General features: G+C 73.0%; 11 protein-coding genes. 6 read left to right on the top strand and 5 right to left on the bottom strand.

The features are described from left to right. Positions 1-29: 29 nt before the first annotated feature. The 5 genes from CC117_RS16690 (at position 30) to CC117_RS38165 (ending at position 6,486) form a co-directional block, all read left to right on the top strand. Positions 30-1,079: a transporter substrate-binding domain-containing protein gene (locus CC117_RS16690; RefSeq protein WP_241830171.1), complete on the top strand. Its 1,050-nt coding sequence runs from the start codon at positions 30-32 to the stop codon at positions 1,077-1,079. 142 nt (positions 1,080-1,221) lie between these two features. Beyond that, positions 1,222-1,881, top strand: coding sequence for a hypothetical protein (locus CC117_RS16685; RefSeq protein ID WP_241830170.1), 660 nt, complete (start codon positions 1,222-1,224; stop codon positions 1,879-1,881). Further along, complete coding sequence (locus CC117_RS16680) at positions 1,878-4,250, top strand: serine/threonine-protein kinase (protein ID WP_071085169.1); 2,373 nt, start codon at positions 1,878-1,880, stop codon at positions 4,248-4,250. Before CC117_RS16685 ends, CC117_RS16680 begins: the two co-directional genes overlap by 4 nt. A 14-nt stretch (positions 4,251-4,264) precedes the next feature. Beyond that, complete coding sequence (locus CC117_RS16675; RefSeq protein ID WP_071085167.1) at positions 4,265-5,551, top strand: VWA domain-containing protein; 1,287 nt, start codon at positions 4,265-4,267, stop codon at positions 5,549-5,551. Then, entirely contained in the window at positions 5,548-6,486 is a 939-nt protein-coding gene (locus CC117_RS38165; protein ID WP_071085164.1) for an FHA domain-containing protein, read from the top strand. The genes CC117_RS16675 and CC117_RS38165 overlap by 4 nt, the downstream gene beginning before the upstream one ends. Positions 6,487-6,499: 13 nt before the next feature. On the opposite strand, the gene CC117_RS16665 is transcribed toward CC117_RS38165, so the two are convergent. The 5 genes from CC117_RS16665 to CC117_RS16645 all read right to left on the bottom strand — a co-directional run bounded on the left by CC117_RS16665 (position 6,500) and on the right by CC117_RS16645 (position 15,354). Continuing rightward, a complete protein-coding gene (locus CC117_RS16665; RefSeq protein WP_116287813.1) occupies positions 6,500-7,624 on the bottom strand; it encodes a glutamate ABC transporter substrate-binding protein in 1,125 nt (374 codons plus the stop codon). A gap of 47 nt (positions 7,625-7,671) precedes the next feature. Continuing rightward, a complete protein-coding gene (locus CC117_RS16660) occupies positions 7,672-9,276 on the bottom strand; it encodes a hypothetical protein (protein ID WP_116287812.1) in 1,605 nt (534 codons plus the stop codon). A 162-nt stretch (positions 9,277-9,438) separates the two neighbouring features. Further along, positions 9,439-10,479, bottom strand: a complete 1,041-nt coding sequence (locus tag CC117_RS16655; RefSeq protein ID WP_071085162.1) for an MBL fold metallo-hydrolase — start codon at positions 10,477-10,479, stop codon at positions 9,439-9,441. 144 nt (positions 10,480-10,623) lie between these two features. Beyond that, the gene (locus CC117_RS16650) at positions 10,624-12,822 is read right to left on the bottom strand and encodes a tetratricopeptide repeat protein (RefSeq protein ID WP_071085160.1); all 2,199 of its coding nucleotides are present in this window, start codon (positions 12,820-12,822) and stop codon (positions 10,624-10,626) included. Positions 12,823-13,014: 192 nt separating this feature from the next. After that, positions 13,015-15,354: an FdhF/YdeP family oxidoreductase gene (locus CC117_RS16645; protein ID WP_071085158.1), complete on the bottom strand. Its 2,340-nt coding sequence runs from the start codon at positions 15,352-15,354 to the stop codon at positions 13,015-13,017. Positions 15,355-15,656: 302 nt separating this feature from the next. On the opposite strand from CC117_RS16645, the gene CC117_RS16640 reads away from it, so the two are divergent. Beyond that, positions 15,657-16,427, top strand: a complete 771-nt coding sequence (locus CC117_RS16640; RefSeq protein WP_241830169.1) for a hypothetical protein — start codon at positions 15,657-15,659, stop codon at positions 16,425-16,427. The last annotated feature ends 10 nt before the right edge of the window (positions 16,428-16,437 follow it).

The raw sequence follows: 16,437 nt of genomic DNA, 5'->3' as shown, positions 1-16,437 counted from the left end.
GTCGTGGTGGTGGTCATGGTGGTGGTCGCGTGAAGAGCGTGCGCCGTACGTGGCTCGCGCTGGTGGTGGGAGCGGCGGTCACCGCGTGCTCCACCGTCCCGGCGAAGCTTCCGGCCGCGGCGGACCAGCCCTGGGGGACCTTGGCCACCGCCTCCGCCGACCCCGGCGCGAGCAGCATCGCCTCGGGCGAGGACATGCCGACCGTGCCGCGGAACCTCGTACCGCCCATGGATCCCCTGCCGGGACCAGGGTCGTTCCCGCCGGGCGGGTCGCTGCAGGACATTGTCGATCGCGGGTACCTGCGGGTGGGCGTCTCCCGCGACACCCAGCTCCGCGGCGCCTGGAATCCGGTGGCGCACCAGTACGAGGGCTTCGACGTTGACATCGCCCGCAGGATCGCGGATGCACTGTTCGGCCCGAACAACACGGGTGAAGCGGACACGATCAGGTATGTGCCGGTCAGCTACTCCGAGCGACTCCCCGCAATCGAGAACCGGCGGGTGGATATCGTGATCAGCACGCTGACCTACACAGAGGCGCGGGCGAGGCGGGTGGGACTGTCCCAGGCCTACTTCACCGCCCATCCCCGGCTGCTGACCCGACGCGATCCCACCCGTGCGTCGACGGCACCCCAGACGTCCCCGGTGGCCGCCGCCTTCGCGGATCTCGCCGGGAAGCGGGTCTGCGCACCGCGGGCGACGACCTCACTGGCCAATCTGCAGCAGAAGCTGGTCCAGTTCGGCGGATTTGAGATCGAGGGCAGCCTGAACGAACTGTCGGACTGCCTCGTCGCCTTCCAACAGGGCACGGTCGACGCCGTGGCCGCGAACGACGCCAGCCTGGTGGGGATGCTGGAGCAGGATGCCACGACCGAACTCGGCGACGCCGAAATCGGGGAGAGGGAGTACTACAGCGTCGGATTCACCCGGGGTGACACCGAACTCGCCGGCTTCGTCAACGGCGTTCTGGAGGGCATACGGCGCGACGAGGCTGTCTGGGTGGGATTGTGCGAAGCTTGGGCTGTTGCCGAGATGCCGTGCGAGGGATCGAGGCCGCCTGAGCCGCAATGGTCCCGCTGATGGCCGGTCCGACGGCACCCGGCTGGCCACGAACGGATCCCGCGCCGCGACCAGCAGCCTGCGGACGTCCAGCGCCGGACATCCGAGTGATTGTCCGTACGACCGGTACAGGCCAGCTCTGGCGAAAGGCTGGGAACGCACAATGAGCGACGTGAACCCGGCCAGGCCGGTGAATCCCGCCGCGCCGCCACGATCCTCGAGACCGGCAGGACCGGCAGGACCGGGCCGGGACGGCGGCGCCGGTGCGGCACAGGCGGTTGACAGCGCGCTGGCGGTTGCGCGCCGCCGTCTCGCCGAGCTCGCCACCCTGGTGACGGGGGCGGAGGATTCGGTGGAGAAGGCTCGCGGTCTCATCGCCGAGCCGGCGGGCCTGGTCACCTTCGCCGATCCGGACGTCCTGGACCAGGCCGGCGCGGGCCTGCGCCCCTGGCTGGCCGATCTTGCCGCTGCCGCGCTGACCGGCGGTCGCGAGGCGGACGTGGTGGGTGGGCTTGCGCGATGGCACACCCTCGCCGACGAGACGGAGCGGGTGGCGAAGACGGTGGCCCGTACGAATGCGATGCCGCTCGACCAGCGCCGCGAGCTGCGCGGGCGGCTGGAGGCGGCGCACGCGAAGGCCGTCCGGCTGGGGCTCGCCGAGGACGAGGAGCTTTCCGCACTGCACGCACGGGCTTTCGGGACGCTCTACCGCGCGCCCAGCGATCTTGTGGTGGCGGAGCGCCTGACCATGGCCTACCTTCACGCTCTGACCGATCATGAGGATGAGGATGCGGCCGGCCGGACGCACGGGGAGTTGCCGTGAGTGAACTGACCGAGGTTCCCTGCCCCGAGCCGGACTGCCCGGACGGGTTCATCAAGACCAGCGGCTACTGCAACCTGTGCGGGTCGGCCGCGCCGTCGACCGAGGCCTCGGATTCCCTGGATTCCCCGAGGTCCCCGGAATCCTCGGAATCCCCGACGCCGCACACGCAGCCGGTGGACGAGTCATCGTCGGAGCACGGCCAGGATCCGTTGCGGCTGCCGATCGTCGACGCCCTGCTGATGGCGGACACCCCACCGCTGATGGCGAACCCGACTGTTCCGAACCACCTGCGGGAATGCGCGGCGTGCGGGTCGAAGGTCGCCCGGGCGGGAACGGCCCGCGGCGAGGAGCTGGAGGGTTTCTGCCCACAGTGCGGCCAGCGCTACTCGTTCACGGTCAAGCTCTTCCCGGAGGAGCAGGTCGGGCATTACACCGTGCACGGAGTGATCGCGCACGGCGGCATGGGCTGGGTCTACGCGGCGATGAACAACCGGGTGGGCAAGTGGGTGGTGCTCAAGGGCCTGCTGGACGTCGCCAATCCGGATGCGCGGCGGATCGCCGAGGCGGAGCGGCGGGTCCTCAGCGCGGTGCACCATCCGAACATCGTCAAGATCATCGACTACGTCTCGCACCGGGGCGAGGACTACATCGTCATGGAGTACGTCCCGGGAGTGTCGCTGTCCAGGCTGGCTGACCGGCGGCGGCCGGGGCGTGACGGGCGGCCGGAGCCGCTGCCGCCGGCGGACGCCATCCGCTACCTGCTGCGGTTACTCCCGGCGCTCGGCCACCTGCACCGGCGCGGGCTGGCCTACTGCGACCTCAAACCGGACAACATCATGGTCACCCCGGAGCAGGTCGTCCTGATCGATCTGGGTGGTGCCCGGCGGCTGGACGACCAGACCTCCAGCTTCCTCTCCACTCCCGGCTACCGGGCGCCCGAGCTGGAGGACGGCGAGTTCCGCGCGGCGGAGGAAAGCCGGCACGGCGTCCCGACGGTCGCCTCGGACGTCTTCGCCGCCACCCGCACGCTGGCGCGCCTGGTGCTGGGCCGGTTCCCGGGATTCCTGGACGACCACCGCCACACGCTGCCGGCGCGCGGCGAGTACGGGCCGCTGTCCAGGTTCGAGTCTCTCGACCATCTGCTGCGCCGCGGCACCGCGAAGGACCCGGCGGACCGGTTCGGGAGCGTCGGGGAGCTCGCGGCGGAGCTCACCGGCGTCCTGTACGAGATCGTCACCCGGACCGAGCGCCGGCTTCCGCCGCTGGCCAGCCGCTGGTTCGAGCCCGAGCTGCATCCGACGGGCGAGGCGGGCGGCAGCCGCCCGGCCGGTGCGGCGGGGGCGCCGGCGACGGAGCGGGACACGGGCGACCCGCCGGCCGTGTGGGAGATCCTGCCCGAGCTGCGCGTCGACGCCGACGACCCGCAGGCGCGGATCCTCGCGGCGACCCCCGGCGAGGACCCGGCGGCGCTGGCCGCCCGGCTGGCCGACGTGGAGCAGCCCACCCTCGCGACCCGCCTCGCGCTGGCCAGCGCCCAGCTGCGGGCCGGCGACGCGGCGGAGTCCCAGACGACGGTCTCCGCGCTGACCGTCGACTTTCCCCACGACTGGCGGGTCGTCTGGTACCAGGGCGTCCTCGATCTGGCCGCTGGCCGGCCGCGCCGGGCCAGGAAGGCGTTCGAGCGGGTCTTCGCGTGGATCCCCAGCGAGCTGGCCCCGCGGCTCGCGCTGGCGACCGCGAACGAGGCCGCGGACGACCGGGAACGTGCGGCGGAGCTCTTCGACGCGGTCAGTGCCATCGACCCGGCGATCACCAGCGCGTCGTTCGGGCTGGCCCGCTGTCTGGACAGTCCCGCCGGGAAGCTCGCGGCCTACGAGCGGGTCCCGCCGTCCGCCTACGCCTTCACGACCTCCCGGGTGCGGATGATCCGGGTTCTCGTCGGATCGCTGACCCGGCCCGACCGGGCGGTACCCGTCCCGCCCACAGCGAGCCGGGATGATCTCGCGCGCGCCGAGGCCGTTCTCGCCGACCGCCGGCTCGACCTCGATCGCCGGCTGGAGGTGGAGCTCCGCCTGGACATCCTCGCCGCGGCGCTGCGCACCGTGAGCGCACAGCCGTCCATACCGGCCCAGGCGGCTGCACCGGCTCAGGCGGCTGCACCARCTCAGGCGGCCGCTCCACCCGCGGCCCCGGTGACTGCTCCCCCGCCGGTGCGCCCGACGGTGCTGGGACGTCCGCTGGTGGACCACGACCTGCGGCTGGGCCTGGAGGAGGCGTACCGGGAGATCGCCCGGCTGACCCGGAATCGCCGGGAGCGCATCCGGCTCGTTGACAAGGCAAACCGGGTCCGACCGCGGACCCTGCTGTGATCCGGAGATCTCCCATGATCAGTTTCACGGTTCAGGCCGACAGCGGTGGCTTCCTCGCCAGGGACACCACCGACGCGCACGCGCTGGTCACGGTGCGGGCCCGCGAGGACGGGACGCCGGGCCACCGCAACACGGACTACGCGGAGGTCATCATCGTCGACTGCTCCGGGTCGATGATGGCGCCCCCGACGAAGATCTACGCGGCGCGGCGAGCGGCCTGCGCCGCCGTCGACGCCCTGCGGCCGGGCGCCCGGTTCGCCGTGATCCGCGGGACGAGCACCGCCCAGCCGGTCTACCCGCCCGGTGGCGGCCTGGCGCCTGCCACCGCGGAGCACCAGGCGGAGGCGAAGCGGCACATCAACCGGATCGACGCGGCCGGCGGGACGGCCATCGGCCGCTGGCTGCTCGCCGCCCGCGACCTGTTCGCGGCGCACACCGGCGGTTTCCGGCACGCCATCCTGCTCACCGACGGGAAGAACGAGCACGAGACACCGGCGGCTTTCCAGGCTGCGCTGGCCGCCTGCCAGGGCCGTTTCCAGTGCGACAGCCGCGGAGTGGGCCGTGGTTGGGTCGCTGCCGAGCTCAACGCCGTCTCCGACGCCCTGCTCGGCAGCGCCCGCGACATCGCCGACCCGGCCGACCTGGCCGCCGACTTCCAGAAGATGACCGACACCGCGATGGCCCGCCTCCAGCCGGAGATCGCGCTGCGGGTGTGGGTCCCGAAGAACGCGCAGGTCAGCAGCTTCAAGCAGGTCACTCCTGCCATCAGCGACCTGCTGGGGCGGGCCCGGCCGGTCAGTGCGCTGGAATGTGACTTCCCCACCGGCGCCTGGGGCGCCGAGCAGCGCAGCTACCACATCACCGTCTCGGGCCTGCGCCCACGCACGTCGCCGGACCCGTGCCGGCTCGCCCGCATCTCCCTCGTCTCCGGCGAGCAGCCGCCCTTCGGCCAGGCGGACATCACCGCCGTGTGGACGCCGGATCCGGCGCTGTACACGCAGCGCTCGCGGCTGGAGGAACAGGGCCACAAGATGATCAGGCTGGAACGGGCCTTCACCGAGGGCATCGACGCGCTGCGCCGCGACGACGGTCCGACCGCCCTCACGTACCTCCTGCCGGCCCGCAGCCTTGCCTACGACCTCGGCGACGCCGAGAAGATCGAGATGCTCGACCGCGTCCTGCGGACGGACCCGGCCACCGGTGAGGTGCGGATCCGGGACGGCGTCGACCCGCACGACCTGGAGGTGTTCGGCGTGCGCTCCCGCTTCACCCGGCCTGCGGAACCGAAGGACGCCCCATGAGCTCGCCTGCCGTCCCGGAGGACCACGCCGGTGGGACCGGAGAGAGCGGTCCCGCCTACCGCCCGCCGACCGGGTGGCTGGCCAGTGCCGCGGCCGCGCTTCCCTACCCGTTGCCCGAGCCGTCCGGCGAGACCACCCACGGCGTGCCCGGTGGGGCCAGGCAGGACACGGGCTGCGCTCCCGACCCGGACGAGGAGGCCGACGACCGGGACGTGCTCGACCTCGACCTCGGCGTCGACCCCGACGCCCTCGACGACGACGCCACGCTGGCCTCGGGCAGGTCGTGGCGGCCGGCGGACGTGCCCGACATCGACCTCGACGATCTTCCGACCAGGCCGCCGGCGGGCCCGAGGGCCCCGCGGGTGACGTCCACGGAGCCGTCCGTCGGCAGCTGGGATCGCAGGTTCGAACCCGGCTGGCCCCCGCCCGAGCCGTGCCCGCACTGCGGGACCCGTCGCCTGGTGACCGACGCGTACTGCCTCGGCTGCCACTACGAGTTCACGACCGGTCGGCGTCCCGCAGTACCGGTGGTCCGGCAGCTGCCCGCCGCGGGTCCGGCCTGGAGTGCCGTCATCGAGGTCGATCCGGTTCACTTCGGGACCCTGATCGGGGACGATCTGCGCCTGCCGGCGGAGCGGCCACCCCGCGTGGTCGCGCTGGAGAACCCGGAGATCCTCATCGGCGCCCGGCCGAGCCGCGCGGAGCCGGTCATCAACCTGACCGGCCCGCTCGACGACCCGGCGGTCTCCGGCCGCCACGCCGGGCTCGTGCGGCAGCCCGACGGCAGCTACGCGGTCGTCGACCACGGCTCCCGCAACGGCACCCGGGTGAACCGGGATCCCGAACCGATCCGGCCGGGACGTCCCGTGCCCCTCCGGGACGGCGACCGGGTGTTCGTCGGCGCCTGGACCCGCATCACCCTGCGCCTGAGATGAGCGGACCGGTGTCCTAACCGGCCTGGCCCACCTGGCCGATCTGGCCGTCGGGCCAGTGCGGCTGGCGTTCGGTCGGCAGGCGGGCCTGGATGCTGGGCACGTCGCTGAGGAAGTCGGCGTACAACTGCTGCCAGCGGCCGTCGGTGAACATGTCGAGCAGCATCCGGTTGAGGAACGCGACGAGGTCGCTGTCGGCTTTCCGGCGCGCCTCGGCCGCCGGGCCGGTGAGCCCGAGGTCGGTGCGGGCGACCGCCATGCCGTAGGGCTCGTCGAGGGTCGCCAGTTCCGCCGCGGACGCGCCGGCGAACGCCTCCCGCCCGAGCACCCTGACGGTCGGGTCCTGCTGCTCCATCCCGGCCAGGATCGTGTCGTCACTGGCCACCGCGTCGACCTCACCGCGCTGCAGCGCCGCCAGGCAGTCGGCGGACCCCACCCGGCTGACCGGCACCGGTTCCGGCCGGTCGTCCGGGAACCCCGGAAGATTCAGGATCTTCCCGATCGAGGTGCTCCCCTGGGAGGAGCAGACCCGGCGCCCCGAAAGATCCGCGACGGTACTCAGGCCGGAGTTTCTGGACACCAGCAGGGTGAACGAGGCCTCGAAGTAGACCCCGGAGAAGTTCACCTTCTCCTTGCGCTCGCAGGTCATCGTCATCGTCCCGATGACGACGTCCACATCGTCCTCGGCCAGGGCCTTCTCCCGGTCCCGGGTGTCGACGGCGTGGATCTCGACGCGGGAGGGGTCACCGAAGATCGCCCGAGCGATCGCGCGGGCGAGTTCGATCTCGAAGCCCTCGGGCACGCCGGTGTGCCAGTTCATGGAGGCGAACGGCCTCGCCTCGGCGACGACCCCCACCCGCAGGACCCGGCGCTCCTCGATCTCCGCGACCCGCTGCGCGTGGGCCCCGGGCAGCGTCAGGGCCTCCAGCGGCTGCTCACTGCGACGGGGCACACACTGCGCGCCGGGGGCAGCCGCGGCCGGGCCCGCCGGTGCCGATGCGGGGGACGGAGCTGGGGCGGCGGCACGAGGGCCCGCTGTGTACGGCAGCGGCGAGCCTGTCGTCCCGCAGGCCGAGAGCCCACCGGACAGGAGCACCAGCAGCGCGGCGAGGCCGACCCGCACGGTCCTCGGAGCGGACACCGGCGGGGACGTCGGCCCGCTCCGTCGCCCTCCTCGCCGTCGCCGGCTCACCGGTACTCCCGGATGCGCGACCCGATGCCCAGACCGGCACAGAGGACGGCGAGGACCGCAGCCACGACGACGATGCCGGTGAGCAGCCGGACGTCCCGCGCCGCCCCGCGCAGCTCGGCGGCGAAGCTGTCCGTGCCCTGGGCGAGCAGCTCATCGGTGCCGCCGACGAACCTCTCGAAGTGCGGGGAGGCCAGGGTGTCCTTGATGGCCCGGCCGAACGCGGTCGGGCCGGCCGCGCCGGTGCTGTCGCCGGCCGGTGCCGTCGGTGGGGGCTCCTGCAGTGTCGCGACAGCTCTGGCGCGCACCTGCAGCCAGCTCCCGAGGTCGCCCGCGAGCTCGGCGCGCTGCCCGGCGAACCGGTCGGGAAGCGCGGTCAGACCCGCCGTCAGGGTGCCGCCGCTGGACGGTCCCTTCGGCTGCCCGTCAGGCGTGTAGCCCAGGGCCGAGACGGCGTCCGCGAAGCAGCGGTCGGCGTTCTCGCCGTTGCCCAGCGAGATCAGGGAGAGGAACTCGCAGGTCCGCGCCTGCAGCGCGAGCGTGCGGGAGGCCGCCAGCAGCGTCGTCGGGACATAGTCGGACCGCTGCGCGGTGGCCAGGCGCTCCCCCTGCCCGTGCAGCAGCACAAGCCCGGCCGACCCGGCGCCGACCACCAGGACGGTCGCCGTGACCAGGCCCAGGTTGAGCATCCGGTTGGTGCGCCGGAAGACGTACACCTGCGCACCCACCAGCGCGACCAGCGCGCCGCCGAGGGCGCCGAGGAGCGCACCCTCCGCCGCCCCGCTGGTGGCCTGTCGGTAGTCCCGGTCGACCCGGTCGCCGTAGGCGGCCACCAGCTGGTCGGTCTGCCCGAGGATGCTCCTCGTCATGAGGTCGGAGGCCAGGTTCTGGTAGGCGCCACCGACCGGGTTCCCCGGCCGGGTGTTGGCCACCGCCGCCGCGACGAGCCCCGTGTACTCGGGTATCAGCGTGGCGATCCGGGTCATGACGCAGTGGGTGGAACCCGGGTCGCGAACCGGGTCACAGGCTCCCGGGTCGATCTCGCGCAGGTCGAGCAGCGCGGTCTCCGCGCCGCGCAGGGCCGCGCTGTACGGGTTCGCGGCCGCGGCGGGGTCGGCACCGGCTGCCCCGTCACCGGCGCCGCCCGGGGCGGCGTCACCGGTGAGGTCGCCGGCGATGCCCGCGGAGACGTCGCCGGAATGGTCACCGGCATAGAAATCGTCGGCCTTGACCCTGTCGTAGACCGAGCGGCGTTCCGCCGGGCTCAACGAGCTGGGGGCGAGGGTGACCCAGGCGAAGACGTTGGACGCGGCCGTCGCATCAGCACCGGCCAGCCCGGCCCGCAGCCGCTCGGCCGCGATCAGGGCGGCGACGGAACGCTCGCGAATGCTTTCCGTCGCGGTGAGCCGCCGGTCGAGAACCATCTGCGTCACCAGGCCGGCGAGCAGGAGAACTCCGGTGAGCAGGGCGAGAACTCCGACAAACCGCGAGCCGGCCCCCGCGGAGCGGACCCGCCCCGCATGACGGCGTGCACCCGCCCACAGCTGCGCCGCAGAACGGGGCGCCCCGGCGAAGGAATGCCCGGAATGCTCAGCGCCCGACACTTCGGCCTCGCCCGAGCGAACCGGCGGAGCCTGTCATCGTCACGGCACCAAGCGTACACAGAGCAGGAAAAGGCCGTGCCCTGTCGACGGAACTCCCCCGCGGGATGATCAGCCCGCGGCGCATTCAGCGCCGGGACCAGCGGCTTTCACCCGGTGACGCATTCAGGCGGGAATCCGCTCCCAGGCCGGCGGCTCGCCGGGCCGTTCGCGGACGAGCCCGCGCCGCTCCAGCGCGCGCAGGTGCGCAAGCGCCTCGGCGACAGCGCTTCGTTTCACGAATCCTTCGATCTCGGCCCACGGCCGCGACCATTCCATCTGGCTGGCGACGTCCCATCCGGTGGCCGGGCCGGCAGCCAGGGCGGCCAGGACCTCACCGAAGCGCTGCTCGTGATGGTCGTGGAGCTGCTTCACCCGCTCCGAAAGGCCGTCGAAGCGGTACTCGTGCGCGGGCAGGGTGGCCTCGGCGGGCAGCTCGTCGACCTTGTCCAGCGACCGCAGGTAGTCGCCGAGCGGGTCGTCGCCAAGAAGGTCGTCGGCCGCGCCCGTTCCGAAGGGAATGTTCGGCGTGATGCGCGGCAGAATGTGGTCCCCGGAAAGAAGGAGCCGGTTCACCGGTTCCCAGAAGCACAGGTGGCCCGGGGAATGTCCCGGTGTCCAGACCGCGCGCAGGTCCCAGCCGGGGACATCCGGCCGGTCGCCGTCGTTGAGCAGGATGTCGGGGCGGGCCATCGCGGGCAGCGGGCCGGGCGGCAGGTGCGCCGGGGTGACGTCCCGCAGCACCTCGCGCGGCGCGCCGGCCCGCCGCAGCGGCGCGTTCGCCTTGTCGATCAGTTCGGCCGGGTCCATCGGGTCGAGGCGCAGCAGGGCCGCGTCCGCGGGGTGCAGCGCGATCCAGGCGCCGGAGACCTCCCGCAGGCGCCCGGCCAGGCCGTAGTGATCGGGGTGCATGTGCGTGGGCATGATCCCGCGCACGTCGGTCAGGGCGTAACCGGCGACGGCGAGCCCGGCCTCGACAGCGGCGTAACCGGTGTCGGTGTCCCATCCGGGGTCGATCACGTACGCGCCGCGGTCCGTCTCGAACAGGTACATGAAGACATGACTGAGGCCGGCGGTCGGCAGCGGGATCGGGATGCTCCACAGCCCGGGCCGGAGCCGTTCGACCGGTGGCAGCTGCGGCCCGGCCGGACGCGCCTGGCCGGTCACGCGCCGATCACCGCGGTGTGGTGGCTCGGTCGCCTCATCCGATCATCCTCCTCACTCGGCCGCCCGCGGGCGGGCCACCGTGGCAGGCACTGCTTATGTCGCACGTACCGATATATCTTTATGCCAATTTCCAGGCGGGCGCCGTCAGCCGCCCGCCCAGAGAGCTGTGATGTCAGCCCGGTGGCGACCGGCCCACCGGATCACCGACGCCTGCGGACCCGGTGGCAGATCGCCCGACCAGCGGTCGCCCGACCATCCGAACACGTCCCATCCGATCACCTCGGTGAACAGGTCCCGGCCCGCGTCCGTCTCCTCGAGGGCCGCCAGATCCAGCGCAAGGTGCAGAACGGCGTACAGGGTCAGCGGATGCTCGTCCCCGAGCCGCTCGCGCGCGGCGGTCAGCACCCGCTCGTGGAGAACACGGGCCTGCCGCGCCTGACCGAGACCACGCAGAGCCACACCGAGGACGGCGGCCGTCCACCAGGTGTCCGCATCGCCGGCACCGGCCATCCGCTCGCGCCGCGACCAGGTGTCACCGAGCAGGTCCCGGGCCGGCTCGTACTCCCCCAGCCGGACCAGGACCTCGCCCAGGCCGTCGGCGGACCGCAGCGCGTCCCTGTCATCGGCGCCGAACAGCGCGCGCTGATGGCCGAGCGTGCCCTCGAACAGCCGCGCCGACTCCGTCTCGTCGCCGAGCTCGCCGCACACCCGGGCCAGCGCCGACGCCGTGCGCAGCGTGTCCCGGTGCCGTTCCCCGGACGTCAGCACCCGGCGGCGATGGACGTCCGCCAGCAGCTCGCGAGCCGCGGCGGGATCATCGCAGCCGTCCGCGAGGATCGACGCCTCCAGCTCGGCCGCGGCGAGCACGTCACGGTGATCGGGGCCGAGCCGCTCCACCCAGCGCAGCCGTTCCCGCCGCACCAGCTGCCGGCCGCTGCCGTGCCGGCCGGACGTCCACAGGTAGCGGGCGACCCGAAGTGTCACGGCACGAAAGGCCGCCTCGTCCTGGTCGCTCGGCGGATCGAGGTCGACGTCTCTGCTGCCGACGTCCCTGCTGCTGGCGTGTCTGCTGCCGACGTGTCTGTCGGCCAGCCCGGCAAGGGTTCGGAGGTGCTGTTCCAGGACGGCGAGGAGCGGCGGGTCCGCCGCGTCCTCTCCCGCACCGCCCACGGCGTCGGTCCGGTCACCGGAGTTCCCCGTGCCGAGGGCGGCGACGAGGTGCCGGGCCTGGCACAGGGCCGCAGCCCTGCGCTCCCGGGACATCCCGGCACGAAGCAGCTCCTGGACCAGCGGATGCATCCGGACCGCGCCGCCGCACGCCTCCGCCAGCCCGAAGCGCACGAGCTCGCGTGCCGACGTCGTCAGGGGCAGCGGCGCGGCGGCCAGGAACGCCAGTCCGTCCAGGAGCCGGGCCCCGGTCGGGCTGCCCGCCGCGAGGGCGTCGCGACTCGTGCTGACGACCGCGGCCAGCCGCCGCTCGGACTCGGGCGCCGGGGCCGGCCCGTCGCCGTCATCGGGCTCGGACCAGCCGGGGTGCTGTGTGAGGAGGCGCAGGTAGGCGGGCACCGACATACCGGTCGCGGCCAGGAAGCGGCCGGCCTGCGTGACAGCGAGCGGATGGTCGCCGAGAGCCGCCGCGAGGAGGTCGGCGTCAGCGGCGGTGATCCGCTCGTCGCACCGGTGAAGGAGCTGGACCGATTCCGCCCGGCTGAACACATCGACCGGCAGCACCCCGGACGCGAGCCGGGCAGCTCCGGGGCCCGCAGTGATCATGATGACCTGGCCCGTGTCGGGGGGTGCGGCGAGGCCGAGGTCCCGCGGTGAGGCGACGTTGTCGTAGATGAGCAGCCAGTCGGAGCGCTGGCCGAGCTCGGCCCAGAGCCGGCGCAGCACGGCTGCCCGCGGCCCGGCGGCGGGCGGTGCGACGACCGCGGCGAGGTCGAGCAGGCAGGATTCGGCCCCGGCCGGCGTCCTCGCGTCCACCCACCACACGAGCCCGTATGAACCGGCATGACGGTGCGCATAGGCGGCGGCGAGATGCGCGCGGCCCACCCCGCCCCTGCCCTGCGCCGGGACGAGAACGAGGACGACGCCCCGCGCACCGGCCCGCCCGGCGGGATCCCGCCGCTCGCTGCCGGCCACGGGAGGCCACCGCTCACTGCCGGCCGCGGCGGGCCGCCGCCCAGCGCCGTCAGCAGGGCGCAGCACCCGGTGCAGCCGGTCCAGAAGATCCTCCCGGCTGACGACGGGCAGGGCCGGGCACGGGACGTTCCACACCCGCGGCCGGTCCGGGCAGGCCGCCGCGCCCGCGCCGCCCGCCGGCTCCGATCGCGTCCGCGACACTCATCACCTCGACTGGTCATGAATGACTGTGGGGAATGCACCATCGCCCGTCCGCTTCAACACGCCGGCCGGCCAGTCTGGTTCCCGGAAAGCGTCGAACAGGCCGAACGCCTGCCTTTTCCAGGCCTGGTGTCCCAGGCCTGGAAAAGGCAGGCGGACCGGGCCGTGACGGGCCGACGGGCCCGTGGCCGGCTATTCGGTTCCGGTACGGGTCGCCGCGTTCTCCAGGCGGATCAGGATGGATTTCGAGGTGGGGGTGTTGCTCCGCCGTGCCGTGCTGTCCAGCGGCACCAGAACGTTCGTCTCGGGGAAGTAGGCGGCGGCACAGCGGTGGGCGGTCGGGTAGGCGACGGCCCGGAAGCCGGCGGCGCGGCGCTCGACGCCGTCGGACCACACTCCGACGATGTCGACGCACGCGCCGTCGGCGATGCCGAGATCGGCGAGGTCCGCGGGGCTGACGAGCACCACCCGGCGGCCGTGGTGGATCCCGCGGTAACGGTCGTCGAGACCGTAGACGGTGGTGTTGTACTGATCGTGCGAGCGGATCGTCTGCAGCAGCAGGTGCCCGGGTGGGATCCGGGAGATCTCGACGGTGTTCACGCTGAACGCGGCCCGGCCGCTCGGGGTCGGGAAGGTGCGGCTGTCGCGGGGCGGGTGCGGCAGCAGGAACCCGCCGGGTTCGTCGAGCCGGGCCTCGTAGCCGGCGAAGCCGGGAACCACGCGGGCGATGTGCGCCCGGATGAGGCGGTAGTCCTCGGCCAGCGACGCCCAGTCCACCGCGGGCCGCCCGGGGGCCGCCGCGCCCTGGGGGACGTCCAGGGTGGCCTTCGCCAGGCCGCAGATGATGGCGACCTCGGAGCGCAGGTCGGGCCCGGCGGGTGTCAGCCGCCCGCGTGAGGCGTGGACGGCACCCATCGAGTCCTCGACGCTGACCCGCTGCGGGYCGGCGCCCCGCAGGTCGAGTTCGGTGCGGCCGAGCGTGGGCAGGATCAGTGCGCGCTCGCCGGTCACCGCGTGCGAGCGGTTGAGCGTGGTGGAGACCTGCACGGTGAGCCGGCAGCGGCGCATCGCCGCCTCGGTGACGGCGGTGTCGGGGGTGGCCGCGACGAAGTTCCCGCCCATGGCGACGAACACCGTCACCCGGCCGTCGCGCATGGCCCGGATCGTGTTGACGACGTCCAGGCCGTGACGAGACGGCGGGGTGAAGCCGAACTCGCTCCCGAGCGCGTCGAGGAACGGCTGCGGCATGCGCTCCGAGATCCCCATGGTGCGGTCGCCCTGGACGTTCGAATGGCCCCGCACCGGGCACACCCCGGCCCCGGGACGGCCGATGTTGCCGCGCAGGAGCAGGAAGTTCACGACCTCCCGGATCGTCGCGAYGGCGGCCGGGTGCTGGGTGAGGCCCATCGCCCAGCAGACGATCACCCGGTCGGCGGCGAGGACCCGGCCGGTCAGCTCGTCCAGCTCGGCGGGCTGCAGACCGGTGGCGGCGGCGACGTCGGCCGCGCCGAGATGGCTGCGTGCGTGCGCGGCGAACGCCTCGAAGCCGGTGGTGTGCCGGTCGATGAAGACACGGTCCAGGACACTGCCGGGACGGGCGTCCTCGGCGGCGAGCAGGCGCGCGGACAACGCCTGGAAAAGGGCCAGGTCACCACCGAGACGGATCTGCAGGAACTGGTCCGCGAGCGCGGTACCCCGGCCGAGGACGCCCCGCACGTGCTGGGGGTTGCGGAAGCGCAGCAGCGCCGCCTCCGGCAGCGGGTTGACGGCCACGACGCTGCCGCCGGCGCGCTTGCACCGCTCCAGGGAGCTGAGCATCCGCGGATGGTTCGTGCCCGGGTTCTGCCCGACGACGAGGACCAGATCCGCCGTTTCCAGGTCCTCCAGGGTGACGGAACCCTTGCCGATCCCGATGGCCTCGGTCAGCGCGACCCCGGACGACTCGTGGCACATGTTGGAGCAGTCCGGCAGATTGTTCGTCCCGAACGAGCGGGCGAACAGCTGGTACAGAAACGCCGCCTCGTTACTCGTCCGGCCCGAGGTGTAGAAAGCAGCCTCGTCCGGACTTTGCAGCGCCTTCAGTTCGGCGGCTGTGATCGCGAACGCGTCGTCCCAGCTGATCGGGGTGTAGTGGTCCGAGCCGGCATCCTTGTAGACCGGCGCCACGAGCCGGCCCTGCCCGCCGAGCCAGTACTCGGAGCGCGTGGCGAGGTCGGTCAGGCTGTGCGCGGCGAAGAACTCCGGGGTCACCCGGGCGCGGGTCGCCTCCTGGGCGACAGCCTTGGCGCCGTTCTCACAGAACTCGGCCCGGGAGCGGTCGCCGGGGCGTGGCTCGGGCCAGGCGCAACCCGGGCAGTCGAAACCGCCGTCCTGGTTGAGCAGCCGCAGGGTCTGGACGGAGCGGCGCACTCCCATCAGGTCGTTGCAGCGCGCCAGCGCATGGGCCACACCGGGGACACCCGCGGCCCAGGTCGCCGGGCCGCCGGTCCGCAGCCGGCCGTCGTCCGGCTCCGCCGGGTCGCCTGTCACCATGGTCGCGTCCGCCGTCCTTGGGCCTACCAGGTTCGAGATGCCACGCCATTCGGTCGTTCAGATTACGCCTGATCCGACCAGGCCCGATCCGACCGGCCGCAAATCCACGGATGCATGTCGCATTAAATGCCGATATCGTCCGCGGCGTCGTCCATGGTCACCTCACCTACGGGCGGCAGGGGAGGGACCACACCCGAGCTGGAACGGGAGCCGGCGCGTGCGTACACGGGCGGCCACCGCTCCGGCATTGCGAAAGGACGACAATGCGAAACCCGTCCACTCGATTCTCGCGACTCGCCGCCGTGACGGCTGCTCTCGGAGTCAYGCTCGCCCTCTCCGCCTGCGGTGGGGGGGACGACGACTCCGGCGGCGGCGCCACCACCACGGGCGACGTCCGGAGCACGCAGGCGGCGACGGGGCCACGCAACGGGATCGAGTCCAGGCCCCCCGCCGACATCGTCACCGCCGCCGCGGACGCGCTCCGCGGAGCGGGCAGTGTGCGGTACGTGGGGCGCAACGTCAGCGGCGGTCGGGCCGCCTCGCTCGACCTGCGGCTCGCAGCGAACGGCGTCGTCACCGGAACCCTCGACCAGAACGGCCAGCGCGTCGAGGTGCTCCGCGTCGACAACGTCGCCTACATCCGCGGCACGGCCGGGTCGGGCACGTTCCCCGGCGCCCGCCCCGACCAGTGGATCAACACGGGGTCCATCGGGGCGTCCGACGATCTCACGATCACCGGTGCGGCCGACGAGATCCTGGAGATCAGGAAGGAGATCGAGAACGGCGAGCAGCCCACACTGGAGGAGGTGACCGAGCAGGGCACCCCGGCGTTGAAGCTGACGACGAAGTCGTCGACCCTGTTCGTCTCGCTCGTCGGCCCGGCCCTGCCGCTGCGCCAGCTCGGCGACAAGAACGGCAACACCCTGGATGCCACGTTCTCCGAGTTCGGCAGGCCGGTCGTCGCCACCGCACCGACGGACGTCTTCCAGCCGCCGACCATCCCGGGGGTCGGAGCTCCCCAGAGCGACCCGGCCGCCAGCCGCGCAGGCGCCGGAGCCGCAGCGAGTTCCTGACCCGCGGCGA

The sequence above is a fragment of the Parafrankia colletiae genome (assembly GCF_001854655.1).
Lineage (GTDB): Bacteria > Actinomycetota > Actinomycetes > Frankiales > Frankiaceae > Parafrankia > Parafrankia colletiae.
This window is presented reverse-complemented; position numbering and strand designations above follow the sequence as displayed.